24 protein-coding genes and 1 pseudogene are annotated in these 25774 nt (G+C 64.7%); 8 read left to right on the forward strand and 17 right to left on the reverse strand.

Annotation, left to right across the window (positions count from 1 at the left end):
* Positions 1-88: 88 nt before the first annotated feature.
* From E5P3_RS34670 to E5P3_RS34695, 6 genes and pseudogenes are all read right to left on the reverse strand, one after another.
* Positions 89-526, reverse strand: coding sequence for a GreA/GreB family elongation factor (locus E5P3_RS34670; protein WP_162590539.1), 438 nt, complete (start codon positions 524-526; stop codon positions 89-91).
* Complete coding sequence (locus tag E5P3_RS34675; RefSeq protein ID WP_162590540.1) at positions 523-1443, reverse strand: universal stress protein; 921 nt, start codon at positions 1441-1443, stop codon at positions 523-525. Before E5P3_RS34675 ends, E5P3_RS34670 begins: the two co-directional genes overlap by 4 nt.
* An 88-nt stretch (positions 1444-1531) precedes the next feature.
* Positions 1532-1780 (reverse strand): annotated as a pseudogene (locus tag E5P3_RS34680) (GreA/GreB family elongation factor); the annotation flags it as partial.
* A gap of 130 nt (positions 1781-1910) precedes the next feature.
* Positions 1911-4826: a Tn3-like element IS1071 family transposase gene (locus E5P3_RS34685; protein ID WP_003158660.1), complete on the reverse strand. Its 2916-nt coding sequence runs from the start codon at positions 4824-4826 to the stop codon at positions 1911-1913.
* A 716-nt stretch (positions 4827-5542) separates the two neighbouring features.
* Positions 5543-5824, reverse strand: a complete 282-nt coding sequence (locus tag E5P3_RS34690; protein WP_011114071.1) for a type II toxin-antitoxin system YafQ family toxin — start codon at positions 5822-5824, stop codon at positions 5543-5545.
* The gene (locus E5P3_RS34695) at positions 5811-6074 is read right to left on the reverse strand and encodes a type II toxin-antitoxin system RelB/DinJ family antitoxin (RefSeq protein WP_011114070.1); all 264 of its coding nucleotides are present in this window, start codon (positions 6072-6074) and stop codon (positions 5811-5813) included. Before E5P3_RS34695 ends, E5P3_RS34690 begins: the two co-directional genes overlap by 14 nt.
* Positions 6075-6246: 172 nt before the next feature.
* On the opposite strand from E5P3_RS34695, the gene E5P3_RS34700 reads away from it, so the two are divergent.
* Entirely contained in the window at positions 6247-6675 is a 429-nt protein-coding gene (locus tag E5P3_RS34700) for an antirestriction protein (RefSeq protein ID WP_011114069.1), read from the forward strand.
* Between the two features lie 211 nt (positions 6676-6886).
* On the opposite strand, the gene E5P3_RS34705 is transcribed toward E5P3_RS34700, so the two are convergent.
* The 4 genes from E5P3_RS34705 to E5P3_RS34720 form a co-directional block, all read right to left on the reverse strand.
* Complete coding sequence (locus E5P3_RS34705; protein ID WP_003158660.1) at positions 6887-9802, reverse strand: Tn3-like element IS1071 family transposase; 2916 nt, start codon at positions 9800-9802, stop codon at positions 6887-6889.
* Positions 9803-10024: 222 nt separating this feature from the next.
* Positions 10025-10672: a hypothetical protein gene (locus E5P3_RS34710; RefSeq protein ID WP_197894040.1), complete on the reverse strand. Its 648-nt coding sequence runs from the start codon at positions 10670-10672 to the stop codon at positions 10025-10027.
* Positions 10673-10727: 55 nt separating this feature from the next.
* On the reverse strand, positions 10728-13199 hold the full coding sequence (gyrA, locus tag E5P3_RS34715) for a DNA gyrase subunit A (protein WP_162590541.1): 2472 nt from the start codon (positions 13197-13199) through the stop codon (positions 10728-10730).
* A 62-nt stretch (positions 13200-13261) separates the two neighbouring features.
* The gene (locus E5P3_RS34720; protein ID WP_162590542.1) at positions 13262-15247 is read right to left on the reverse strand and encodes a DNA gyrase/topoisomerase IV subunit B; all 1986 of its coding nucleotides are present in this window, start codon (positions 15245-15247) and stop codon (positions 13262-13264) included.
* Between the two features lie 336 nt (positions 15248-15583).
* On the opposite strand from E5P3_RS34720, the gene E5P3_RS34725 reads away from it, so the two are divergent.
* The 5 genes from E5P3_RS34725 to E5P3_RS34745 all read left to right on the forward strand — a co-directional run bounded on the left by E5P3_RS34725 (position 15584) and on the right by E5P3_RS34745 (position 19050).
* Positions 15584-16030: a hypothetical protein gene (locus E5P3_RS34725; RefSeq protein WP_197894041.1), complete on the forward strand. Its 447-nt coding sequence runs from the start codon at positions 15584-15586 to the stop codon at positions 16028-16030.
* 71 nt (positions 16031-16101) lie between these two features.
* Positions 16102-16692 (forward strand): hypothetical protein, encoded by a 591-nt coding sequence (locus tag E5P3_RS34730; protein WP_162590543.1) that lies wholly within the window; start codon positions 16102-16104, stop codon positions 16690-16692.
* A 422-nt stretch (positions 16693-17114) separates the two neighbouring features.
* Complete coding sequence (locus E5P3_RS34735) at positions 17115-17903, forward strand: hypothetical protein (protein WP_162590544.1); 789 nt, start codon at positions 17115-17117, stop codon at positions 17901-17903.
* Complete coding sequence (locus E5P3_RS34740; RefSeq protein WP_162590545.1) at positions 17900-18517, forward strand: RES domain-containing protein; 618 nt, start codon at positions 17900-17902, stop codon at positions 18515-18517. The genes E5P3_RS34735 and E5P3_RS34740 overlap by 4 nt, the downstream gene beginning before the upstream one ends.
* A gap of 347 nt (positions 18518-18864) precedes the next feature.
* A complete protein-coding gene (locus tag E5P3_RS34745; RefSeq protein WP_232073654.1) occupies positions 18865-19050 on the forward strand; it encodes an oxidoreductase-like domain-containing protein in 186 nt (61 codons plus the stop codon).
* Positions 19051-19080: 30 nt separating this feature from the next.
* On the opposite strand, the gene E5P3_RS34750 is transcribed toward E5P3_RS34745, so the two are convergent.
* Genes E5P3_RS34750 through E5P3_RS34780 form a run of 7 tightly spaced genes read right to left on the reverse strand, consistent with a single transcriptional unit; the run spans position 19081 to position 23984 of the window.
* Entirely contained in the window at positions 19081-19890 is an 810-nt protein-coding gene (locus E5P3_RS34750) for a radical SAM protein (protein WP_162590546.1), read from the reverse strand.
* Positions 19887-20189 carry a hypothetical protein gene (locus tag E5P3_RS34755; RefSeq protein WP_162590547.1) on the reverse strand — a complete coding sequence of 101 codons (303 nt, stop codon included), beginning with the start codon at positions 20187-20189 and terminating at the stop codon, positions 19887-19889. The genes E5P3_RS34750 and E5P3_RS34755 overlap by 4 nt, the downstream gene beginning before the upstream one ends.
* Complete coding sequence (locus E5P3_RS34760; protein ID WP_162590548.1) at positions 20186-20914, reverse strand: hypothetical protein; 729 nt, start codon at positions 20912-20914, stop codon at positions 20186-20188. Before E5P3_RS34760 ends, E5P3_RS34755 begins: the two co-directional genes overlap by 4 nt.
* On the reverse strand, positions 20911-21453 hold the full coding sequence (locus tag E5P3_RS36085; RefSeq protein WP_232073656.1) for a hypothetical protein: 543 nt from the start codon (positions 21451-21453) through the stop codon (positions 20911-20913). The genes E5P3_RS34760 and E5P3_RS36085 overlap by 4 nt, the downstream gene beginning before the upstream one ends.
* Positions 21450-22136 carry a DUF3850 domain-containing protein gene (locus tag E5P3_RS34770; RefSeq protein ID WP_162590549.1) on the reverse strand — a complete coding sequence of 229 codons (687 nt, stop codon included), beginning with the start codon at positions 22134-22136 and terminating at the stop codon, positions 21450-21452. The genes E5P3_RS36085 and E5P3_RS34770 overlap by 4 nt, the downstream gene beginning before the upstream one ends.
* A 16-nt stretch (positions 22137-22152) precedes the next feature.
* Positions 22153-23634, reverse strand: coding sequence for a dTMP kinase (tmk, locus tag E5P3_RS36395; RefSeq protein ID WP_162590550.1), 1482 nt, complete (start codon positions 23632-23634; stop codon positions 22153-22155).
* Positions 23631-23984, reverse strand: a complete 354-nt coding sequence (locus tag E5P3_RS34780) for a hypothetical protein (RefSeq protein WP_162590551.1) — start codon at positions 23982-23984, stop codon at positions 23631-23633. The genes tmk and E5P3_RS34780 overlap by 4 nt, the downstream gene beginning before the upstream one ends.
* Before the next feature lie 168 nt (positions 23985-24152).
* On the opposite strand from E5P3_RS34780, the gene E5P3_RS34785 reads away from it, so the two are divergent.
* Positions 24153-25106: an ATP-grasp domain-containing protein gene (locus E5P3_RS34785; protein WP_162590552.1), complete on the forward strand. Its 954-nt coding sequence runs from the start codon at positions 24153-24155 to the stop codon at positions 25104-25106.
* 222 nt (positions 25107-25328) lie between these two features.
* Positions 25329-25622, forward strand: a complete 294-nt coding sequence (locus tag E5P3_RS34790) for a hypothetical protein (protein ID WP_162590553.1) — start codon at positions 25329-25331, stop codon at positions 25620-25622.
* Positions 25623-25774 lie beyond the last annotated feature (152 nt).

The following is a 25774-nucleotide window of genomic DNA, read 5'->3' on the forward strand; positions in this document are numbered from 1 at the left end:
ACGCGGTGGTCAACGGCCAGAGACCACTGCCACACTCTCCGCAGCGGGCAGAGCGAGTGTCCTGGGTGGACACAGACAGATTCGATCGTCAGCACATGTCGCAGGCCTCCTCAGAATCCGAATGCAAAGGGAGCCTCGCGCATTCCCATACCGCAAGAAGCGACGCAAACCTGGAATGCCCGCTCGCCAAAGGGACACGGACTACCGCACCGACAGCGCGACCAAGGAAGCTCAGCCCAAGCGGCGTCAGAATCGACACGCGGCGCGAAGCAGGATCCGCGTCCCTTGGGCAAACCAGCGTGAACTCGAGCTGATCGCTACAACCCAGCATCTGGATCTTCACGGTTGAGTTGATGCTGGCGATGTCCTCTCGCCTGCAGCCCGCCTGGCGAAGCGTCGCTTGCGTCAGTACCTTGAGGACGTGCTCTCCCAGGTTGAGTTCGACGTCGGCCAGGCGCAGCAAGCGTTCAGCGGTCCGGCTCAGCAGCCTCGACTCTTCCACGGTGAGATAGCGTGCGCCGTTCACAGTGCGTTCCCCTTGGTCGACAGGAAGGCTCCTTGAGCAGCACCATGCTCAACTTTGGTCCTCTTCGCGGCGACGCGGGTTGACGAACGATGGTCATGAGGCACGACCAACACATCGCTGGTCGCCCATGGCAAGAGGCGTTGCGCCACGCTTCCACAGAAGAAATCAGCGACCGCCGATCGGCGGCGTTTGCCAACCACGATCAGATCGGCACCCCCATACTCCTGTTGAACAGCAGCTTGGCGCGCAGGGTCGCCACGTCCAACGGCCGACATGACCCTATTCCTTCGAGCATCAGACGAGTCCGTGAGCCACAACATTCGTTCGTGCGCCTGGAACCGGGTTCTATCTCGGTACGCTTTGATAGCGTGTTCAGTCGCTTCAGCGGAGCGTAGCTTGGCCTCGTCGCGTGTGCTGATTGCGTGAAACAGTTCAACTTCGGCATCCGAATCCAAGCCGAACGCAAGATTGGCTAGCGCCTTGGATGTGTCAGTGAAGTCGACTGCGACGAGAATTCGCCCGTACCTCTTCTTCGCCTCAAGCTTGGTCACGAGGACAGGACAGCGGCATAGGCGCGTGAGCCGCTCGGTCCTCACACCGCGAAAAAATGCCGAGAGCAAAGGCTCCCGCCTGTGGCTGATGACGAGCAGATCATCGAAACGGGCCTCCTCGGCGAGCTGTTCAATGGCCTCTGCGGTGCGGCTCACGGCCTGAACCGTGACACCGGAGCGCTGTGACGTCTGTTCGGCCATTTGCCTCAGGCGAGCAGCAGCATCGACTTGGCTGTGATCCGGCGCTGCGGCATACATCAGGCGCAGCACCGCATCATGTTCTACCGCCAGAATGGCGGCGCGGTCTATCGCATGATTGCCCGCCGGCGACAGATCGCTCACAGCGAGGATTGAATTGATATTCATTGTTCACTCCTTGATCCTGAAGTGGGGGACCCGCCACCTCATCGGGCGATGAAACGTGGGCGCGACAACGAGCGCGCGGGTTGAGCGGCTAGATCGAGTAGTCGCCGCTGGCTTCAGGTTGAAATAGAACGGCAGACACCTCGGCTGCGCACTCCTCTCCGCTCGGCGCCCGCCACTTGGCCACAGCCCCAGCTCGCAAGCCGAGCAAGCTCATGCCGACTGGCGAGAGAACCGAGATAAAACCTGCTGCAGGTTCCGCATCGCCTGGATAGCAAACCGTGAGCTTCTGACGCCGCCGCGTGTGCACGTCGACAAGCTCTACTTGGGGTCTCCTCGTTTTCAGTGCAATAAGTGACGGTACGAAAAGCTAGCACTGGCGCGGAGGTGGTGTTGGTAGATCGTTGATTTCATTGACTTTCCTGTTCACTTTCAAATCTGCGATTCGTGGCGTCAAACCGTGGTCGGTTTCATCCATTGGTGCCAGTTATCGATGCATTTGGCCGCGAAGGCAGGATTTGGTCAGCATAGCGGTCAACCGGGAAGCGAAACACACCCCGCAAGTTGATGCTCTCCAGCCTGGTGGGCGCAATCTTCCCGATCAGTTCCGGTGGAATGACCTGGCGGCGGTTCGACCAGCGATCCAGGACCGCCTGCATCTGTGAGGTATTCCACGCCATCACGATGTTGGCCATCAGGCTCAACGCATCGGCCACAGCCTGCATTTCATCGACACGTTTGGCCTGCGCCGGGCTGATCCGGCCGGTATAAATGGCGCGCTTGAGGGCGTTAACAGCCTCGCCCCGATTGAGCACCCGGCGCAACTCGTTCCTGAAAGCGTCCTTGACAAAGTAGTCAGCCAAAAACGCCGTACGCAGCAACCGCCCCAATTGCACGCCAGCCTCATAGATTGGATCGCCCTGGGCGGCAGAACCGAACCGCGCAAGAGCTGCCACCGCACTGGCATGTCCGCTCATGACCGAGGCTGCCAGGTGCACCAGACTATCCCAATGCTTTTCGATCAAAGCGACGTCGACATTGGCTTCGCACACCGCAGCGATTTCTGCGGGCACTTTGGTGCCGCGTGGCACAAAGAGGTGGCGCTGTTTGAGTTCCTTCAACCGCGGGCAAAGATCAAAACCAAGCAAACGGGCATGTGACATGGCAAAGTCGGTGTAGCCATGGGTATCCACAGCAAGCTGGCTGGTCTCCAGCTTTTCTTGGCGGATGACACCTTCAATGGCCACGCCCGCCTGGCGCTCATTGAGCACAAAGGGCTGCGCATGGAAGATGCCCCACCGGTCTTTTACATGGGAGTAGATTCCAATGGAAGGTGTGTTGCGCCGAGGATCAAGCCGGGCTTGCCACACCCGTTTGGTGGTCTCCATGGTCATCATGTCAGAAGATGCCAAATCGGACCGCCCCCAGGTGGCGGCAATCGGGTGTCGCTGCATGAATTCCAGCACAGCCTGGCAGGCCTGGCTCAGACGCCGTTCGTCCCGCGCCCAGCGCATGGCCTGGCGAATGCTGGTGGCAGACAATTGCGGAATCATGCGCGCGCATTCGACCGCAGTCAGACTGGTGCCGTGGGCCATGATGCCGGCATAGACCATCAGCAGCTCGTCGGTAGAGCGCGGCTCACGTCCGAGCATGATCCAGCTAAAGCGCACCTGGGCGTCAACGGCCAGAATCACTTCCGGCAATTGAACCTCACCGATGCGGTGATCCAAAGCCGCGCGCAGCTTGGTCACTTCTGGGTCTTCGTCCTCTGCGGGCAATGGCGACAAATGGAGTTCATCATCCACGCGCAGTACGCCACTGCGGGCTGCAGCGGCCACCGCATCGACACCGGCAGTTACTCTGGCCAGCAAAGGCTTCAAGAAAGTGGCAGCCTTGCTGGGTAACGATAGACGGGCATAGTGTTTCTTGGACTCTGCCTGCCAACGCTCGTCCGTGAAGAACAAGCGCGCACGACCCCGAAAGCTCAGGCTGTGCTCAATCCAGACCGAGCCATTGCGCACCGCGCGGCGCAGGGCAAACAGGGTGGCCACCTCCAACGCCTGAAACGCCCGTTCCCGGTCTGGGCTGGAGATCGAAACCTGCCAGATCATTCCCAGACTTGGTGCCACCACTTCAACTGGCAGCTTTCTGGATCCTTTGAGATATAAAGCTTGCAGCTTGGCAAGGTACTCGATGGCAGGATGCTCGCCGGTGGCCTGCCAGGGCAGCTTTGCAATGGCGACGAGCAACGACCGCACGGGGCGAATTCCATCAATCAATCCCTCGCGGACCAGGGAGGCCCTGCTCGGTGGTTTGCGTTTCTGGGTTTCGGTGATCAAGGCTTCAAGACGGGCACGCAACTCAGCATCTGGCACCGCACCTTGCGCGCTCAAGGCAACAAGTTCGCCGAGCAGCGTTTTGTACATTGCGGCCCAATTGACGGTAGCGGGGACATCGGCGGCAGCCTGACGCCACAGATCGGCGATCCGGCGCTGCACCATAAGGATCAACTGGTCTGTGGTGGTGAACAGGCAATACCGAAGAAAGCATGCGACCTCCACGGTGCGCGCTGGCTCTTTGATCTTGGCTCCGGCTGAGGGCGGCCTGGAGACAAGTCGGCGCGCGTAGCGGCGCAAGATGAGATCGGGGATGTCTGCCAGGTGCTTATGAACGTCCAGCGTGTAAAGCAGGTCGATGCGCTCCAGTACCTCGCTGATTTGGCGGGTTGAGTGTTTCGCCGGTGCAGCCCATAGCCAACTCTGCTGGGTTTGTCCATCTGGGCGCAGCTCTGAAACTGAGGCTCGCCAGCGATCAAGTGTTGCTGGATCAACGCTGGCGGCGATGGCGGTGCCTGTTTCAACTTCAAGCTGGGCAAGTGCCGCCGCAATCAGTGTCCGAATTGCCCGCTCGTGCACGATCACCAGCTTGTTCTTGTACAGCCATTGACGCGCCCGCACGAGTAGCTGATCGCGGTCGGCGCAGCGCGCCACTTCGTCGCGCAGTTCACGTACCAGTGAGCGGCGCTGGTGCTCGCTCATCCACTGGAATCCAAGGACCGTGCAGGCTACTTGTTGGTGATCGAATAGCGTGCGCCCGCGTTCATACATGGCTCTCAGCGAGGCGACTTCTGGTGCTGCAATGCCAAGCTCGTTGCCAAGGTGGCGCCACAAGGCTACTGGAATTACCCGAAAGGCACCGAGCAAACGCCCACTCATGCGCAGGAAACCAATATGGAGCGCCAGACCAAGCTTGTGGGAATCACCTCGGCGTGCATTGATTGCGTCGCGCTCGGCACCATCGAAGGTGAAAAATGCCTTCATCTCGAAGTCGCTGATATCGCGGGGGAGCCCACGCATCCCCAAAAACGTTGTGTGCCAACCCTGCATCGTGAACCTCAAAAGTGGGAGGCCACCATACCCGTTTACAAAGCGAACAGGAAAGTCAATGAAATCAACGGTCTACCCAGACCACCCCCGCGCCAGTGCTAGCTTTGCGTACCGTCACTTATTGCACTGAAAACGAGGAGACCCCCTTATCCATTGACACTTGAGGGGCGGCCTCTTCGCGCTTTTCCTTGGCGTGACAACGGTTTACGCGCGTTTTTCGGTCATGCTAACCAGGTTTTTAACCGTCTTTATAACCTTTTTATATAACCAGGTAGTTTTAACCAGAGGCTGGCGAAAAAAACGGCAACACGGCCCAAGCTACCGCGCAGCATGACCGGCCGCCGAAGGGGGGAAACCCCCCTTCTCGATCCCACCCGGCCGCAAGCGGCCTCCCATCCCCCCAGGGGCTACGCCCCTCGGCCGCCTTGCGGCCTCACCCCACAATGGAGCGCCTTCGGCGCTACGGCTTAGGAGAGCCAGGCGCAAGCGCCTGGCGGAAGGCAGTAAGTTCGAGAGCTTGCGAGGGGGCAAAGCCCCCTCACACTCCCCAACCAGGTCGCCGCGGTTCGACCGGCCGCGCGATCCTCAAGCATCGCAGCAGCTCCACCGCCGCAGGTTTTACGCCAAGGAAGGGGGTCGGCCAGCTCGGCCGGTGGCGCGGAAAGCGCCCCTCAAGTGTCAATGAAACGTGAGACGCGGGGCCAGGCCCGCGCCGATCACAAGCCGAGTTCGGAGTGAGAGCCGAGGCGCACCAGGCGCAGCGTGTCGGCGTCGGGCTTCTGGTAGATCAGCACCAGGTCGGGCTTGACGTGGCAATCCCGGTGATCCTTCCAGTCCCCGGTCAGCGCGTGGTCGCGGTGCCGAGGTTCCAGCGGCTGGTCGTCGGCGAGCGCGACCAGGACGGGCACCAGGTCGGCGTCGAGCGTGGCCCGGTGCTGCCCTTTCGCCTCGCGCTTGTAGTCGCGCTTGAACTGGCCGGTGCGCTCAATCTGCCGCATGCAGATCGGCCATCAGATCGTTGACGGTGGCGAAGCGCGGCAGCTTGCCCTTGCGGGCTTCCTTCATCGCCTCGATGGTGGTGGCGTTCGGAATCAGCGGCTCGAAGGGCAGCGCCTTGTCCTGGGCCACCTTCGTGAGCAGCAGCCGCACCGCGTCGGACACGGTAAGGCCCATCGCGGCCAGGACGGCCGCCGCTTCTTCCTTGATCGCGCCGTCGATGCGCGTTTGTACGAGCTGGTTTGCAGCCATGATTGGTTCTCCGGTTGGGTTCGTGAATTACATTGTAATGCACGCCAAGGGAAAGGGCAAGGTTTAGCGGCTAAAACGTTTAGCTAAAGTGCTTGACGATTAGGACATTTTGCCCTAATATAGCACTTGAAGGCCGGGCATTTCGCCCAGGTCAACTACCGGAGAAAGTCCGATGAACACCCAAGAGCAACCCGTTACCGCTTCCCTGGTCGCCGAGGCCCAGCGCCTCGACTTCCTGCCCGCCTACTTCGGCCCGCGTCTGATGATGCGCGGCGAGGCCCTGGTGTATGCCTGGCTTCGCCGGCTCTGCGAACGCTACAGCGGCGCGTATTGGCACTACTACACCTTGTCGGACGGCGGTTTTTACATGGCCCCCGACCTGGCCGACCGCCTGGAGATCGAGGTGGACGGCAACGGCTTCCGAGGCGAGTTGTCGGCCGACGCCGCCGGCATTGTCGCAACCCTGTTCGCGCTGGGTCAGCTCGCGGCCGAGGCCGCCGACACGGACGCCGGCGATGCCCTGATCGACCGCTATCACTTCCTGCGCGGCTTCGCAGCCAGCCACGCCGAGGCGGCCGCGATCTACCGGGCTATTGACTGATGAGGGGCGGCCCCGGCTTCGGCCGGGGCTTCCAGGAGGCGACCATGACCAGGAACAACGCTCCCCAGGGGGTCTCCTCGTTTTCAGTGCAATAAGTGACGGTACGAAAAGCTAGCACTGGCGCGGAGGTGGTGTTGGTAGATCGTTGATTTCATTGACTTTCCTGTTCACTTTCAAATCTGCGATTCGTGGCGTCAAACCGTGGTCGGTTTCATCCATTGGTGCCAGTTATCGATGCATTTGGCCGCGAAGGCAGGATTTGGTCAGCATAGCGGTCAACCGGGAAGCGAAACACACCCCGCAAGTTGATGCTCTCCAGCCTGGTGGGCGCAATCTTCCCGATCAGTTCCGGTGGAATGACCTGGCGGCGGTTCGACCAGCGATCCAGGACCGCCTGCATCTGTGAGGTATTCCACGCCATCACGATGTTGGCCATCAGGCTCAACGCATCGGCCACAGCCTGCATTTCATCGACACGTTTGGCCTGCGCCGGGCTGATCCGGCCGGTATAAATGGCGCGCTTGAGGGCGTTAACAGCCTCGCCCCGATTGAGCACCCGGCGCAACTCGTTCCTGAAAGCGTCCTTGACAAAGTAGTCAGCCAAAAACGCCGTACGCAGCAACCGCCCCAATTGCACGCCAGCCTCATAGATTGGATCGCCCTGGGCGGCAGAACCGAACCGCGCAAGAGCTGCCACCGCACTGGCATGTCCGCTCATGACCGAGGCTGCCAGGTGCACCAGACTATCCCAATGCTTTTCGATCAAAGCGACGTCGACATTGGCTTCGCACACCGCAGCGATTTCTGCGGGCACTTTGGTGCCGCGTGGCACAAAGAGGTGGCGCTGTTTGAGTTCCTTCAACCGCGGGCAAAGATCAAAACCAAGCAAACGGGCATGTGACATGGCAAAGTCGGTGTAGCCATGGGTATCCACAGCAAGCTGGCTGGTCTCCAGCTTTTCTTGGCGGATGACACCTTCAATGGCCACGCCCGCCTGGCGCTCATTGAGCACAAAGGGCTGCGCATGGAAGATGCCCCACCGGTCTTTTACATGGGAGTAGATTCCAATGGAAGGTGTGTTGCGCCGAGGATCAAGCCGGGCTTGCCACACCCGTTTGGTGGTCTCCATGGTCATCATGTCAGAAGATGCCAAATCGGACCGCCCCCAGGTGGCGGCAATCGGGTGTCGCTGCATGAATTCCAGCACAGCCTGGCAGGCCTGGCTCAGACGCCGTTCGTCCCGCGCCCAGCGCATGGCCTGGCGAATGCTGGTGGCAGACAATTGCGGAATCATGCGCGCGCATTCGACCGCAGTCAGACTGGTGCCGTGGGCCATGATGCCGGCATAGACCATCAGCAGCTCGTCGGTAGAGCGCGGCTCACGTCCGAGCATGATCCAGCTAAAGCGCACCTGGGCGTCAACGGCCAGAATCACTTCCGGCAATTGAACCTCACCGATGCGGTGATCCAAAGCCGCGCGCAGCTTGGTCACTTCTGGGTCTTCGTCCTCTGCGGGCAATGGCGACAAATGGAGTTCATCATCCACGCGCAGTACGCCACTGCGGGCTGCAGCGGCCACCGCATCGACACCGGCAGTTACTCTGGCCAGCAAAGGCTTCAAGAAAGTGGCAGCCTTGCTGGGTAACGATAGACGGGCATAGTGTTTCTTGGACTCTGCCTGCCAACGCTCGTCCGTGAAGAACAAGCGCGCACGACCCCGAAAGCTCAGGCTGTGCTCAATCCAGACCGAGCCATTGCGCACCGCGCGGCGCAGGGCAAACAGGGTGGCCACCTCCAACGCCTGAAACGCCCGTTCCCGGTCTGGGCTGGAGATCGAAACCTGCCAGATCATTCCCAGACTTGGTGCCACCACTTCAACTGGCAGCTTTCTGGATCCTTTGAGATATAAAGCTTGCAGCTTGGCAAGGTACTCGATGGCAGGATGCTCGCCGGTGGCCTGCCAGGGCAGCTTTGCAATGGCGACGAGCAACGACCGCACGGGGCGAATTCCATCAATCAATCCCTCGCGGACCAGGGAGGCCCTGCTCGGTGGTTTGCGTTTCTGGGTTTCGGTGATCAAGGCTTCAAGACGGGCACGCAACTCAGCATCTGGCACCGCACCTTGCGCGCTCAAGGCAACAAGTTCGCCGAGCAGCGTTTTGTACATTGCGGCCCAATTGACGGTAGCGGGGACATCGGCGGCAGCCTGACGCCACAGATCGGCGATCCGGCGCTGCACCATAAGGATCAACTGGTCTGTGGTGGTGAACAGGCAATACCGAAGAAAGCATGCGACCTCCACGGTGCGCGCTGGCTCTTTGATCTTGGCTCCGGCTGAGGGCGGCCTGGAGACAAGTCGGCGCGCGTAGCGGCGCAAGATGAGATCGGGGATGTCTGCCAGGTGCTTATGAACGTCCAGCGTGTAAAGCAGGTCGATGCGCTCCAGTACCTCGCTGATTTGGCGGGTTGAGTGTTTCGCCGGTGCAGCCCATAGCCAACTCTGCTGGGTTTGTCCATCTGGGCGCAGCTCTGAAACTGAGGCTCGCCAGCGATCAAGTGTTGCTGGATCAACGCTGGCGGCGATGGCGGTGCCTGTTTCAACTTCAAGCTGGGCAAGTGCCGCCGCAATCAGTGTCCGAATTGCCCGCTCGTGCACGATCACCAGCTTGTTCTTGTACAGCCATTGACGCGCCCGCACGAGTAGCTGATCGCGGTCGGCGCAGCGCGCCACTTCGTCGCGCAGTTCACGTACCAGTGAGCGGCGCTGGTGCTCGCTCATCCACTGGAATCCAAGGACCGTGCAGGCTACTTGTTGGTGATCGAATAGCGTGCGCCCGCGTTCATACATGGCTCTCAGCGAGGCGACTTCTGGTGCTGCAATGCCAAGCTCGTTGCCAAGGTGGCGCCACAAGGCTACTGGAATTACCCGAAAGGCACCGAGCAAACGCCCACTCATGCGCAGGAAACCAATATGGAGCGCCAGACCAAGCTTGTGGGAATCACCTCGGCGTGCATTGATTGCGTCGCGCTCGGCACCATCGAAGGTGAAAAATGCCTTCATCTCGAAGTCGCTGATATCGCGGGGGAGCCCACGCATCCCCAAAAACGTTGTGTGCCAACCCTGCATCGTGAACCTCAAAAGTGGGAGGCCACCATACCCGTTTACAAAGCGAACAGGAAAGTCAATGAAATCAACGGTCTACCCAGACCACCCCCGCGCCAGTGCTAGCTTTGCGTACCGTCACTTATTGCACTGAAAACGAGGAGACCCCTTGGAAGATCACGAGTGTGCGCAGATCGTTCTCGGGCAGATCCCGGTCATCAGTGAGGTAGACGGCAGCTTCGGTTGTCATCGGGTCGGGAACCTCAAGATGTTCCGCGGCGGCTCCGCTTCCTCGCCGTCGTCGCCCTCCTCGTGCGCAGGCGCGCCAGCATTGGCACCGGCCAGGCGTTGCGCGCGGAGCTTTGCCAGGAATGCAAAGAGCGCATCCTCGGCGCCCTCGCGCGCCAGGTTGAAGACTGGCACCCCGCGTTGCGCGGCGAGTCGGATCGCCGTTCCCGTGCCGCCAGTCTTCGAGTTCACGTCCGCCTCGGTCTGCGCGCCGTCGGCTGTCCAGCATAGGGCGAACGCAGACGGGTCCTCGAGGCCGTGGCCCAGGACCTGATGGGCGTTGCGCGCATGCAGTGCCCGCGGCCCGCGAGTCAGCATGGGCCACCTGGGGTGGATTCGGGCCGCGATCTCGAAAGCGCCGGGCGCGGGGAGGAACGTCCGCTGCGCCGGATTTGGCCACCGGTTCTGAAATCCGGGCCAGGGCAACCAGATCGACTTTGCGCCGCAGGCGAGCTCGCATCCCTCCTCGCAGGCCGTGTCAGCGCCATCTGCGCCACCCGAGCGCAGCTCGTAGCCCTCGCGCGCCAGGATGTCTGCGAGATCGCGCAGGCGTTGCATCTGGTCGGTAGGCGTCGAGCGCGAGCCCACGCCGGTGTAGGCGGGCATGCTCATCCCTTGGCGTAGTAGAGGGACGTGCCACATTGCGCACAGACATGGGGGTTCATGCAGCCTCCGTCGTCTGTGCGAAATCGCCTTCCGCATCGGCACTCGCGTCGCGCACCGAGGTCGTCGCGCTCACCAGGCGCTGGCCTGCGTCCAAGTTCATCAGGATCACGCCCGAGGCGGCGCGGCCAGTCACGCGGATCTCTTTCACAGCCACTCGGTTGCTGACGCCATTCGACGACAGCATGATCAGGTCCTGCTCCTCGGTGACGGCCATCGCGGTCACCAGCTTGCCGGTCTTGCCATTCGCCTTGAAGGCAATGACGCCGGCGCCGGCCCGGCCCTGGGTGGGAAACTCGTCCACCGGGGTGCGCTTTCCCACGCCATGCTCGCCGACGCACAGCAGATGCAGGTCCTTCGAGCCATTCGCAGGGATGATGGCTGCGCCAACGATCGATTCGCCGGCGTCGAGCTTGATGCCGCGCACCCCGCCGGCGGTGCGGCCCATGACGCGGACGTCGGAGGCCTCGAACCGGATCGCCTTCCCGGAGTCCGCGACCAGCATCACTTCGTCCTGGTCCTTGACCGCGAAGGCGCCGACAAGCACGTCGCCCTCGTCCAGGCCAACACCCCGGACGCCGCCGCGGCGGGTGGCGCCGTCGTACTCCTCGATGGACGTGCGCTTGACCTGGCCGTTTCGCGTCACGGTCAGCACGGTGGTCTCCGGGTCCTTCTCCGGCAGCGCCAGGACAGCGCTGATCTCTTCGTCCAGGCCCTCGATCACGTTGCGGATATGGCGGCCCTTGGTGGTCAGCGTGCCCTCGGGAATCCGGTAGGCCTTGATGCCGTAGACCTGGCCGCTCTTGGCAAACACCATCAGCGAGTCGTGGCTGTGGCTCTGGCGCATGAAGCTGATGCTGTCGTCGTCGCCCAGGGCCATGGCCGTCTTGCCGCGCGTGCCGCGGTTCTGGCTGCGCAGCGCGTTCGCCGGCAGCCGCGTCACGTAGCCGCCTTGCGTCATGGTGATCAGCACGTCCTCGCGGGGGATCAGGTCCTCGCGAGTGATGTCCGAGATGCCCACGCCGATCTCGGTGCGGCGGTCTGCGCCGTAGCGGTTCGAGATGTCCGTCAGCTCCTCGCGGATCACGTTGCGGATGCGCTCGGGGCTCTCGATGGTATCGGTGAGGCCGGCGATCTTGGCCACGACTTCGGCATGCTCGGCGCGGATGCCTTCCAGTTCCATGCCGGTGAGCTTCTGCAGGCGCATGTCCAGAATGGCCTGGGCCTGCAGCTCGTCGACGGACAGCAGCGCCATGAGGCCGGTCTTGGCCGCTGCCGGCCCCTCGGCGGCGCGGATCAGGGCGATGACTTGGTCGAGCATGCCCAGTGCGGCCATGTAGCCTTCCAGGATGTGGAGTCGGGCCAGTGCCTGCTTGCGCTCGTAGACGTGGCGCGCGAGCACCACCTCCTCTCGGAAGGCGATCCAGCGCAGGATGATGTCCTTCAGGCCGAGCAGCTTCGGTCGGCCGCCGTCGAGGACCACGCAGTTGTACGACATGGCGACCTCGAGGTCGGTCTTCGAGGCCAGGTCCGCGAACACGGCTTCGGTCGATTCGTCCTTGCGCAGGGCGATCCAGATGCGGGTTCCATCCTTGTTCGACTCGTCGCGCATGTCGACGATCCCCTCGACCTTCTTCTCGCGCACCAGGTCGGCGATCTTTCCGACCAGAACGGCCTTGTTCACCTGGTAGGGCAGCTCGTCGATGATGATGGCCTTGGTGCCGCGGCCTCGGTCCTCTTCGTGCCAGCGGGAGCGGATCTTGATGCGGCCCGAGCCGGTCTCGACCGCCTGGGCGAAGCCGTCCAGCCCGTGCACGATTGCCGCGGTCGGAAAGTCCGGGGCTTGCAGGACAGCGACCACCTCGGCAGTGGATGCCTCCGGGCGATCCAGGAGCATCAGCGTGGTGGCGCAGACGGCGCGCAGGCTGTGCGGCGGGATGCGAGAAGCCATGCCCACCGCGATCCCTTCGACCCCGTTCACCAGCAGGTTCGGATAGGGCGTCGTCAGAACCGTGGGCTCTTTCTCGGTGCCGTCGTAGTTCGGCGCCCACTCGATCGTTTCCTTGTGCAGGTCGTCGAAGAACTCGCCGGTGAGGCGGGTCAGGCGCATCTCTGTGTACCGCATCGCCGCCGGATAGTCCCCGTCCACCGAGCCGAAGTTCCCCTGCCCGTCGATCAGCATCTGCGACATCGAGAACGGCTGGGCCATGCGGACGGCTGCGAAGTAGACGGAGGCGTCTCCATGGGGGTGGTACTTACCGATCACGTCGCCGACAGTGCGGGCCGACTTGCGGTAGGCCTTGTTGTGGGTGTTGCCGGCGTCGTGCATGGCGAACAGAATTCGGCGATGCACCGGCTTCAGGCCGTCGCGAACGTCGGGCAACGCACGGTCCGTGATGACGCTCATGGCGTAGTCGATGAAGCTCTGCTCCATCAAGGGTTGGACGAGCAGGGGCTGAACTTGGGACATGGGAGAAACGCTTTTCCGTGAATGGGTTGGGGTTGGGAGAGGCCTCACCGCCTCTCCCGGGCTCAAACGTCGATCTGGGCGTAGGTCGCGCGCTCTTCGATGAAGGCGCGGCGCGGGGGCACATCGTTGCCCATGAGCAGCTCGAACACGGCGTCTTCCGCGGCGCCGACCGGCATGGGCTCGGGATCCAGGTCCGTGTTCTCGGACGCCGGCGCGTACTGCACCTGCAGCAGCGTGCGGGTCTCAGGGTCCATGGTCGTGGACCAGAGTTGCTCGGCGTTCATCTCACCAAGCCCTTTGAAGCGCTGGACCTCGTAGCCGTCGCGGCCGCCGTGCGAAGCGAAAAAGGCCTCCAGAGCAGCGTCGTCTCGAATCCAGTGCGGATCGCCCTTGCCCTTGCGCACGCGGTACAGAGGCGGCTGCGCGAGGTAGACGTGGCCCTGCGCGATCAGTTCCGGCATGTACTTGTGGATGAGCGTGAGCAGCAGCGTGACGATGTGCGCGCCGTCCACGTCCGCGTCGGTCATCAGGATCAGCTTGTGATAGCGCAGCTTCGTGATGTCGAAGGCGCTGGCCGCGCCGCAGCCGAAGGCTTGCACGATGTTGTCGATCTCTTCGGATCTCAGGCCCTTGGCCACGTCATCCAGGCGCAGCACGTTCAGGGGCTTGCCCTTGAGGGGCAGGATCGCCTGAGTCCTGCGATCGCGGCCCTGCTTGGCGGAGCCGCCGGCGGAATCGCCCTCGACCATGTAGAGTTCGCACAGTGCCGGGTCGGTTTCCTGGCAGTCCGCCAGCTTGCCCGGGAGCGTCCCGATGGCGAGCGGGCTCTTGCGCTCGACCTGGTCGCGGGCCTTATCGGCCGCGGCGCGGGCGCGTGCCGCACGGTCGGCGCGCATGATGGCGGCCTTGGCTTCCTTGGGGTTCTCCTCGAAGAATTTCATGAGGAGTTGGTAGGTAACCGTGGACACGGCCCCATTGCACTCGGTATTGGCCAGCTTATCCTTCGTCTGACCCGAGAAACGCGGCTCACTGAGTCGAACGGAAATCGCCGCAGCAAGACCTTCGCGAACGTCGTCTGCTACGAACGGCTCTTTTGTGAGCTTGTTGTCGTCGGCGTATTTGTTATACGCCCGAAGTAGGGCTGAGCGAAAGCCCGCGTCGTGACTACCGCCATTCGGCGTGGTCACGCCGTTGGCGAACGAGACGATGGTGCTCGGACGCTCGGCATGCACGCGGAATGCGACCATCACCTCCACTTCGCCTTCCTTCGTGGCGACCTTCTGGTGCGCGGAGAGGGGCTGGAGGACCGGAGCGTTGCGGTTGTCGGTCACGACGTCGAGGATCTCGACGAACGATTCGGCCTTCCACTCGGACGAAACGCCCGTGCGCTCGTCGAGGTAGACGATCTGCAGGCCTGGGTTCAGATGAGCGCGAGTCGACAAGGAGTGGGCGATCAGGGCGTGGTCGAACGTCAGCTCGGGCTCGCCCTCCTCTGCCTTGAAGATGGTGAGGTCAGGCCAGAAGCGGATCGTGGTGCCGTGGTTGCTCGACGCGCCGATGCGCTTGAGCTTGTCGACGGGGGTGCCGCCGTTCTCGAAGGCCTGGAAGAACTGGCCGCCGTCGCGCTCGATGGTCATCTCGAAGCGCGAAGACAGGGCGTTCACGACTGACGCACCGACGCCGTGCAGGCCGCCGCTGGTCTTGTATGCGCTCTCGCCGTCTTCACCGCCGAACTTGCCGCCGGCGTGCAGAACGGTGACCACCACGGTCGCTGCAGCAACTTTCTCCTCGGGGTGCAGATCGACGGGGATGCCACGACCGTTGTCCTTCACTGAGACGGAGCCGTCCGCGTGCACGCGCATCTCGATGCGGTTGCAGTGGCCGCCCATGTGTTCGTCGATCGAGTTGTCGAGGATTTCCCACACCATGTGGTGGAAGCCCTTCCTCTGCGTGTCGCCGATGTACATGCCGGGGCGCTTGCGCACTGCTTCCAAGCCCCGGAGGACCTTGATCTGATTGCCGTCGTAGGCGGCGGGGGTGCTCGACATCTAAACCTTTCGTTGGTGGGCGACAGCATTGAACATAGCGGTGCCAAATGCTATGTTACGGTTCACAACATAGTACAGACGCGGTTTAAAATATCGCAAGGCAGATCGCGAAAAATGTCGACAATGACGAAATCTCCAGCCGCAAATTGGCCGGTGGCCCCGAACGCAACGACGGACTCTCTATCCCGTGCGACCAGCTTCCTGCGCGCAATCGGTATTCCATGCGAAGAGGCCCCGGGTACGAGAGGCTTCCTGGAAGGTGTTCGGGTCAGGGACGGCGGCCTGCTCTATGACCCCGCCTGCCTGGTGTCGAACCTTCTGCACGAAGCTGGGCACGTGGCCACGGTTCCCGTCGCGTGGAGGCACCTGCTGAGCGACGACGTGGCGGTCGGTCATCGGGCCATGTTCGCGGACCTCGAGCGGATGGAACTGCTGGACCCTGACGGGCCATTGGTGCGCGCTGCGCTCCAGTGCTCGGACCCGGAGGCAACCGCCTGGGCGTGGGCCGCTGGAAAGCATCTCGGGATCCCCGAGGATGAGATCATTCTGGACAGCGAGTACGGAAACGATGGTGCCGGCATTCGACTGGCGCTGTCGTTGCGCAGCTATCCGGGCATCAACGGGCTTGCGCACGCCGGCTTCTGCGCAGTTCGCGACGGCGTTGCGCCGCTTCCGGTCTTTCCCGCCCTGGCGCACTGGACCCAGCCGGCCGAGGTGCCAGATGAGTGCCTGGACGCCCTCCGAGAGGAAGCGGATGGTCCGAGGGAATGGGTATGTGCCTGATCCGAGCTGTCGGCATGGCCGCCGTCGCCCTCTCTGGCGCCATGTGCGCAATGCATGCGACGAGCGCCGAGGTGAGCCCTCCCACGAGCGAGGAAGCCCAGGCGGCCTACGCGCGCTTCGCCACGGCTTTCGTCGGCCGGCTGTACTCCACTGGGTCGGCGACGCTCGGCGGCGGCAAGGTCGCAGAGATCAACGAGTTCGCCCACCGCCAACCCTTGCGTGGTTGCGACGAGCGGCGCGAGCCCGACGCGGACCCATTCGCTCCGGCGGATGCCGCGCCGCCGCCGGTGGTCTTCAACTGCACCTGGGAGAACGGCGAGCGCATCAGCCTCACCCGAGTGGCCAATACCGGCGTTTGGACGGTGAGCAACGACGCCGCGGCTGCCGCCGGCGCCGGGATGATGCTGGTCGGGCCGCTGCGAGATGAGCCACAGGTGGTGGCGATCCCGACCGCGCCGATCAAGGCCCCGGCACCCGAGGCGCCCGCCGCACCGCCGGCGTCAGTGGCCACGACTGCCGCGCAGCCGGTATTTGTGGGGCCGAACATGCAGGCCATGCCGAGCCCGTTCGTGCCGCCGGCGCGCGCGGAACCGGTGCGCAGCGCCAGCAGCCCGGCGCCCGCTTCGTTGGGCCCGATGCCCGCGCCATTCAAGGCTAGGTAGGCCAGGCCCGAGTCAGGCCTGGTGGCCGTCTCGACGATGCGCTGATCGTCGCCGCGGTGTGTCCGGGTGGACGATGAGTTCCACCACCCAGCCTACTGCGACAAGTACGGCGAGGGCGCCGAGAGTGAAGATGGCTGATGTCATGGCGGGGGCGTACTTTGCCCCAAATTGAGATCCCTGTGGAGGCGCCCGGCGCGCACTTGCGACGTCTCTCTTCGCAAGTGTTGCGCCGGATCAAAAAGGCGGAGCAGAACGCCGTATGCCGTCCGCGGCCGTCGGGTGCAACCAGACATTTTTCTCCGCGCCTTGAACGTGCCTTGTCCAGAGAGATCCGCAGCGGCGTTGCGGTTGGGCCTTTGGCTTGCTTGTCTTAATTTGCCAAAATGAGGCTAGACGCTCATACTTTGGGTCGAGGTTTCGCCATGATTGATTTTCGCCACGATTTCCGGACCCCCGCTGAGGAGGTGAGCCGCAGGCTAGATGACATCAGCCAGTCGCTGAAGCGGTTCTCGGCTGGCCCCGGCCGGCTGACCAACCGCAAGCTGGCCATCGCCACCTTGCCCTCGGGTGCCGTCAGCGTCTTGATGACACACAGCGCGGAGGGCCATCTGCTCAAAAAGGAACTGCGCAAGATCGACGAGACGCTCGCGGAAATACGTACCAGCGTCGTCGGCTTGCTCGGCAAAGGAGGCCTGAGCGCAGAGATAGCCAACGTCTTGGTTGGCTACGTCGACCTCCAGATCACCACCGAGAAGGCGGTTGCAGAGGTCCTGGCGGACGCCGAACGCGTGTTCGCCGCCCACCGAGACTCGGCAGAGTCGCTCAGCGCCGTGGAACTTGGCCGCCTGCTGGGCGTGACTGACGAGACGGTGCGGAACCGCGAGCAGGCGGGTGAACTCTTCTCCATCCTCCGCCCGGGCCGCAAGCGCGGGCGGGAGTATCCCGTTTTCCAGGCCTGGGAAGGGGTTGCCGGCGAGCCGCTCAAGCAGGTCCTCGAAGCGCTGGGCCGGCCGAGCGGCCCCGCTGCCTACGGCTTCTTGACCTCCCCGCAGGACACGCTCGCGGGCCTCACTCCATTGGAGGCCCTGGTGGGCGTGACTGGCCGCGAGGTCGCGCCGGAGGCGCAGGAGTTCCTCAGTTCTGATGCGGGCGATCGCCGGGCGGCGGTTCTGGAGTCCGCGCAAACCTACGCCTCCAGCCTGGCTGCATGAGCGCCACGTTCGAGGGCGCGCAGCTCGACCTGGAACTGATGGACCCGGGTGGCCCGCCCCTCGTGCGACTCTTTCGCCATCCGGGCGGCGATTGGCAGGAGCCGCCGTTGGACCGGCGCAACCAGCGCGTTGACCCGCCGGCGGGCCGCGCTGGCGACTACGCGGTGCTCTACACCGCCGACAGCCTGGCGGCGGTGGCAATCGAATGCCGCGTTCTGAACTGCGACAGTTCGGACCGCTACACCTATGACGTGCAGCGCACGACGGAGTATTCCGTGGTGCGCTACCAGCTCCGTGCCCCGGCAATCTTCATCCCCATCGACGGGGAGAACAAGCGCACGCTGGGCCTGCGCTTTCCAGATCCGGCGTATGCCAAGCATCGCGCTGTAGCGCACCATCTCTTTGAGCGCTACGGCTCGGTGGTGCACGGCCTGTCCTGGGAGTCCTACCACCGCAACCAGCCCGGGCGCGTCTACGCTCTCTGGCACCACCACAAGGACACGGTAGGGTTAGCCGTCATCCCCCCGACGCCCTACCCGAAGCTGGCCGACGATCCCGAATGGATCGACCTGTTGGCGGCGAACCCTGAGTTCGAGCCGATCACCGGGGCCTGATCTCAGGAACGCACTGTCACGAGCACTGCCCCGACCGCTTTCACACCGACGCGCGTGCGGGCCTAGCAGCCAGCAGGCGCGACGGTCTGGGGTTGATCCCGCCCGCCGTGGACAACCTGCTGTCCACGCTGCGTGTGGACAGGCCCTTCGGGCTGCCAGGTCTGCCCACCGCTCCCCGCGCGCTTGCCCTCGGCCTGACGCGGTGCCCACCGGCTTCGCCCGTGGACAGCTTGCCCGGACGGGGGGCCGTCCGCCCCTGCGGTCTGCGGCCGGGGGACCCCACCTCGGACTTATTCAATGAACTTCCGCCGCTTCGCGGCAAGATGCGGGGCCCTGTCTGCAAAACCATGGCCTCCCCTGCTCCCGATCCAGCCGCCGACCCTATGCCGGACGCCCCGGAGGCCCCCGACCTGGACGCCTGCTGCGGCAACGGCTGTGAGCCTTGCATCTTCGACTTGCACGACATGGCCATGGACCGCTATCGCCAGGCGCTGCGGGAGTGGAAGGCCAGGCACCCCGAGGCGGCCGGCTGACGCCGCGCCTGCCCCGCCCGGCCCTGCCGCCTATCGGCGGCGCGCCGCCATCAGCGGGTAGATGCCGCCGCGGCTGATCCGCGCGCCGATCTCCCGGTACCGGAGCACCATGCGCCCGGCTGCGCGCAGCCCGCGCTCGATGTGCTCGGCCCGGCTGCCGGGCACCTCGGCACCATCGCGCAGCAGCGGGTTCAGCAGGATCGGCCAGGCCGGCGAGCCCCAGCGCGCGAGCGCAGCGAGATCCTCATCGGAGTCGTTCACGCCGTCCTGCAGCACCACGTTGAGCTCGATGCTCGTGAACCGATCCTCGTGGAGCTCGAGCGCAGCAAAGATCGAGGGCAGCGGCGCGCTGTTCCCGACCAGGCCATCGCGCACGTGCTGGCGCGCCGCATGCAGGGACAGCTGCAGCCTGGTCGGGAACGGCCCGCCGTCGAGCTTGGCCAGGAGGCGATCCGCGCCGAGGCCGGAAAAGCAGTAGCGCACCGAGTCGAAGTCCGGGCTGATGCAGAGGAGCGCCTCGCACACCGCGGCCGCCTGGCGCCAGTTCATCGCGGGCTCGCCCTCGCCGGTGAACGACAGCTCAAGCGGCCGGCCGTCGGGCGGCGCGGCGCGCAGCGCCTCTTCCGCCAGGTGGAGGATCTCGGCGGAGGTCAGGTTGCGTACGAGCGGGCCCTCGCCGGACACGCAGAAGGTGCAGCCGATCCGGCAGCCCAGCTGCGTCGGGACGCTGATGATCCGGCGCGCGGTCAGGCTAATGTCGAGCGCGCCGGTCCGGTACCCGGAGAACTCGGCCGCCCGCCAGTGGACACTCGGCGCCGGCGCGGGGCTGGCCGGTGTCATTCGCTTGCCGCTGGCGCCGCAGGAGGCGTCCGGAGCGCGCGATACGCCGCGATCAGCAGCATCACGCCCTCATCCCCGCCCTGGCGCCTGTCCTCCCATCGGCTGGCCTCGTAGTGCTTCCAATCGGCCGGGAGCAAGGTGTTCGTCTGCGTCGAGCAGGCGTAGCGCGTGGGGCTACCGCCACCGCAAGCCACGATCTCCAAGGGTGCACCGCACCGGCGGCAGGCCGGGACCACGGTGGGCTCGTAGCGCCGGGTCAACTCCAGCAGGAGCTGCTCGTCCACGGCGCGATCGCTCACGGGCGCGGGGCCTCGTGGAGCGCCCCCTCCACTGCTCCGGTCTCCTCCAGCGAGCTGCCTGCCGGGGGCTTGAACTTCACGAGGTTCTTGAGGTAATCGTAGCGGTCCAGCGGAAACCTCGGCTCCTCGATCTTTTGCCAGTTTTCGGCGGAGCAGAATGGCTCGAACCCGCGCGGACCGCCCATGGCGGGCGACTCGCGGCCGATCCTCGTGCCGTCACGGGCGTAGATGACAAGGTCATAGGCGCCCTCGGGCTCGTGCTTCGTGGGCGCGTGCACCTCGCGCACTTTTGCGACTCGGGCGCCGTCGCAGACCCATGTGCCGGGCTCGGCCATGCCGGGTGGCATGACCGCGGGAATGTCCGCCAACTCCGCAGCCGCGCGCTGAGCAGCCCCCAAGCGATCGACCGCCGCGTGGATGACGTTGCCTTTGCGGTTCCAGAGCGGCTCGATCGGCAGGGACGCAGAGCTTGCGGGCGCCGCAGGCGCAGCTTCAGGAAGCGGACCGCGAGATCTGCTCACGATCGCCTGGACCTCATCAACGAAAGCGTGCATCGGGCCGAAGGTGTCCGGCGTGATGAGCTCGGCCGGCGGCGGCTTCATCCCGAGCAGGTCGAAGATGAGCTTGACGGCAGCGTCGATGAGCTGGGCCCGCTCGGGCGCAGGGGCTGCGGCGGGTGTGCGGGTGGGCGTGAGGGTGGCTGGTGTGGCGGTGGCGATCGTCATGATTTTTGCTCGTCCTTGGCGAGCGGTTCGAAGCGTTCGTTGAATTCGGCCGGAGGACGCACCCAGAGCGCGCCGTCCTGGCCGCGGTAGAGCACCAGGGTGGCCATGTCGGTGATGGGGGTAGAGCTTTGAAGCCGCGCTTCCCCGATGCGCTCGTAGATTCCGCCGGTCTTCCTGTGCCGGCACCGAACGCCAGGAGCAGGCGCTCGCTCGCTCAGGGCGTCGATCTCGGCGACGTGGTCCCAGTAAATGCCCTCCAGCCGATCGATCAGCGAGAGCGTGGGGTCGTCGCCGGTCACATCGAGCAGCTCGCGCAGCTTCGGCTCGTCCCAGTGCTCTCCGTAGTCGCCCGTGTCGCCGATGGGGTGCGATCCGATGAAGTCGCCGATGTTCTCGGCGCCGTGCTGCAGCAGGATGGCGAGCGCCTCGGCGCGGCCGGCGCGGCGCAGATCCTTCGAGGCCTCGCGCGCCAGCTGGAGGGCGAGGCGAAGATCCGCGACCTGCTTTTCGAGGGCGGCCTCGCGGGCGGTGGCGGTCATGCCTGCACTCCCGTCCGAGCGGCACGCTCCTTCTCGACACCTGGGCCGGTGCGCTCGTAGCCCTCGATCCTGATGCGGTGGCGCACGGCGCGGCCGTCGGCCGTCCAGCCGCTGAAGCTCCAGCCGTGCTTGCACTGGATCATGCTGGCCCGGCAGAGCGCGTCGTGCAGGGCGCGCGCGGGCCCCTCGAATTCATCGACGGGCGGGCCGTTGAGGGTCCCCGTCGAAGGTGCGCCCGCCGCGGGTGCGGCTCGAAGCGCTTCCTCGGCCAGGATGCGGGCAGGGCCTCTCGGCGCCCCCATGGCGTCGTAGACATCGATCAGGAGCCCCAGCGCGTCGCGCGTGGTGTCCACCGGATGGGCGGGTGCCTGCTGGGTTGTGTGCGACAGGCAGCACCAGCCCGGCGCCAAGCCGTAGCCGGTCAGCACGTGGCTGACCACCTTCCTCAGCGTGCGGCCCGTGTAGACCAGCGGGGCGCCGGCGCGCATTTCCTCGCCGGTGTGCTCGGTCTCCAGCAGGTAGAGCGAGTCGCCGACCTGGAAGTCGCGGTCGTTCACGCGAATCTCGAACGTCTTGAGACCATCCCAGGAGGCCTGGAAGACTTCAGGGTCGGTCTTCAGTTCGTGGATGCGTCTGGCGGGCGGGGCTTGAGCCGGAACCGCTGCGGGTGGGGTCGAGTTCATTTAGATTGTTCCGGTGCTATTGCAAGGCGAGGCGTGTCGAGGCCCTCCTCGAGCATGGTGGCCACCGCTTGCGCGGACGCGACGATCGCTTCCTGGGCGGTATCAAAGCGGCAGCTAGGAAGTCGTCATCGCGCCCGCTGGGCATCGGCTCCCACTCCCACTCGCCCTGCCGGCTCAGGCAGTCGCCGTCCAGGCGCACAGCCCACTTCGCAGGCCCCTCTCGATTCAGCACGCGCTCGATCTTGATGCTGGTCGTGGGCGATATGTCGAGGGCGTAGGCGCTGATGACGGCGCCGGCTTCCTCCGCGGGGTCCTTCGCGCGCTCGGCGAGGGCGCGGACGCTCTCCACGATCTCGTCGATCTCGAATGAGTGCCTCGGGCCGTGCAGGACGGTGACGATGTTGCGCAAGCCCCATTCCCAGCGGTCCTTGCGCACCACCCTGCCGTCCTCTCGGCGCTCGTAGTCCTGCGGGTGCGCGTAGATGCGCGGCTCAGCGTGCTTCTCGGCCTCGGTGAATGCAGGGTCCTTCGCGCTGTCCGCGAGCGTGAGCGGCACGCCGGCGTCGACCCAGCCGAGGATCTGCTTGCACAGGCGCGCCATGGCGCGGGCCGCTGCGGCCTGCATCTGGAACCCTTGCGGCGCGAGCACGTTCGCCGAACGCTCGTTGTCGGCCTGAAGCTCGGCCAGGCGGGCCTGGATGGTTCGCGCCGGCTGCGTGCTGCCCCGTGGTGCCAGTCCCCCCGCGCTCTCCGTTCTGGAGCCGGTGGCGGCCTCCTCAGGGTTGGTCGCGCTCCGTGCCTGCTCGGGTGGAGCGGCGGCGTCCAGCACTCCGCGCGCCACCAGGTTCGCCCGAACATCCGCCCAGACTTGTTCCCTTGAAAGAGTGGCGTTGATCAGGACGAATCGTTTCGAATCGCTGTGCACGCGGGCCAAATATCCGTTGTTGACGGCATGGAAGAAGTCGACCGGCTGGCTTTCGAACTTGTCCGGCGCGCGCGCACCGGCGAGGCGTTGGGCCGCGATCGCGGGATCGAGGTAGAAGAGCAGCGTCAGATCGGGCTGCAGAAGCGCACCGCCGGCGTTCGGCCCGGGCGCGCGACCGGAAGCAGTGAGCATGTCGCGGCTTTGGACCATGGCTTCGAGGGTGCCCAGGGTTGCCAGATCAAAGCCCCGGCCACCGCCCTGGTAGGCGAAGGTGCTGTCGGTGAACCGGTCGCAGATCACGACCTTCCCGGCGGCCAGCGCCGGCGCGATCTTCGTCTGGATGTGGTCTCGCCGCGCCGCAAAGCACAGCAGCGCCTCCGTCAGCGGGTCCATGGATTCGCTCAAGATCATGGCGCGCAGCTGCTCGGCCAGCGGCGTGCCGCCCGGCTCGCGGGTGAGCACCACGGTGCGGCCTGCGTCCTCGAAGATCTTCGCGATCGCCTCGATATGGCCGCTCTTGCCAGCCCCGTCGACGCCCTCCAGCGACAGGAAGAGACCCCGCTCCGCGCTCATGGCGCGCACCTCTCGCCCGGGACGTCCGCCGCCTCCGCCTCCGCCATGGCCAGCGCCGTCTCCCGCTCGATGGTCTTCTTCGTGACCAGGCGCATCAAGGCGGGCGCGCCAGCTGCGCGGTGGATCTTGTGGAAGGGGCTGCTGTCATCCCACTGGATGCCCAGGAATGCCAGGCCCACGCACTTCACGCCGGCAGCCAGCGCGTCCCCGTCGGCGGTGTCGGCGGCGCGAAGGAACTCCGCGCAAAGTACCTGAAAGGCCTCATATGAGCCCGCAATCGTGGGCGCGGGGGCTGGCGACCCCTGGAGGGCGGATTCACGGGTGTGTGGCGTCTGAGCGGCAGAGTTCATGCGGAGGATCGAAAGTTTGAGGCGATACGCGGCAATGCGTTTTATTATCCGCGTCAATCTTCTCTTACGAACCAAGGATTGCGCAAGGCAATAAAGTGAATACTGTCCAACGCTTCGTTTCAGGCGTGCGCCAGGCAGCAGCCCCGGCCGCTGCAGGCGCCCCCCGCGATGCTGGTGCTGCAGGCGGAAACGTCTGCCGAAGTGCGCACCGCCCTGCTGGTGGCCACCATGCGGGGAATGCCCGTTCGCCGGGTGTCCCTGAAGGAACTCCAGTCCAACCTCGATGTGCGCGCAAGCCTGGCCGCGTACCTGGGCGAGATCCTCCCGGTGGGCACCGTGGAGTTCGTGCGCACCGTGATGGGGATTCGGGGCGTCCCCGAGCCGGAGGGCATGGGCTACGGACCGGTCGGCGACTTCCTGCGCCGGGAGATCCGCGAGGGCGTGCTCTATGAGCTGAAGGCCGCCGAAGGGCCGGTCTTCGTGAAGCCCGTAGCCACCAAGACCTTTTCCGGCTTCGTCTACGACCCGCGCCCGGGCGCCAAGCACACCGAATACCAGCTCGAGCAGCTCAAGGCGATCGCCTCGCTCAAGACGGCCACGCGCGTTTGGCTGTCCGAGGTGGTCGAGTTCGCCTGCGAATGGCGCTACTACGTGGACGCCACGGGCCGCATCCTGGCCAAGGCCCGCTACGACGCCGACGGCGACGATGACGCGCCCGAGCCCACCGCTGAGGTCGTGCAAAGCGCGATCGACAGCACGGTGACCTACCTTGAAGCCCGGGGCAACGCCCATCCCTTTGCGATCGACGTGGGCGTGCTCACGAACAGGCGCACCGCCGTCGTGGAGCTATCGGACGCCTGGGCTCTTGGCCTCTACGCCCACTCCTGCACGCCGGCCGGCACGGACTGGAAGGCCGATGACTACGTCGACTTTCTGCTGCAGCGCTGGCGCTCGATCGTCGCTTACGGGCAGCTTCGTGCGGCCCGGGAGGCTGCCGACCGTCTGGCCAAGGCCGAGAAGGTCGAGCCCCCGCCGCCGAAGGTTCCTGCGCGTCGCGGCCGCCCGCGGAAGGTCTCCCTCCAGGCTACCGCGCAGGCAGCAGTAGTAGCAGCAGGGACCTGAAAAATCTCACCGGGATCAGGTTTTCTGCGGTATATCATGAGTAAGACCCTCAGTGCCCGCGCCCCCTCGTCCCGGCCTCACCCCCGTCGACCATCGCTCCCACCGGAACCCGATCCCGCAAGGCCTCGGTTCCGCGCCGGCATAAGTTCCCCAAGGCACCTGATCCCCGCCGGCTCGATCCTGCTTGGGGTCGATCCCCTTCGAACACATCCCTCGCGCAACATGCCCCCTGTCGATCTGTCCGACGTGAGCGAAGCCGACCTGGTCGCCGAGCTGGAGCGGCGGCGGTTTCAGCGCGAGCGGCCGCCCAGGCTGCGCCACGTCTACACGTGCACCAGGTGCTCGAACGTGTACCGCGCGGGCACTTCGCCCGTCACGATCTACGCGTGGTCGGGTGCGGTGCGCTGCCGCAGCTGCAACGGGAGCACGACCGAAGCGACCGAGCCCTGGGAGAACCTCGTCCGTTCGGGGAATGCTCCATCGGGAAATGCTCGATCGGAACCACGCTCCATCTGAACCTGTTCCATCAGGGCAGGGATTCATCCGCCTGGTGGGTGCGGGCTGAGCCAGCGGTACCGGCTCCGTCATTACCAGCTCCATCGGTACCGGACCGTTGGGGGTGTCCGCCAAGTGTGGCTTTGGTCTGGAATGCTCACGTCCGGTACCCG

Source organism: Variovorax sp. RA8, assembly GCF_901827175.1.
Classification (GTDB): domain Bacteria; phylum Pseudomonadota; class Gammaproteobacteria; order Burkholderiales; family Burkholderiaceae_C; genus Variovorax.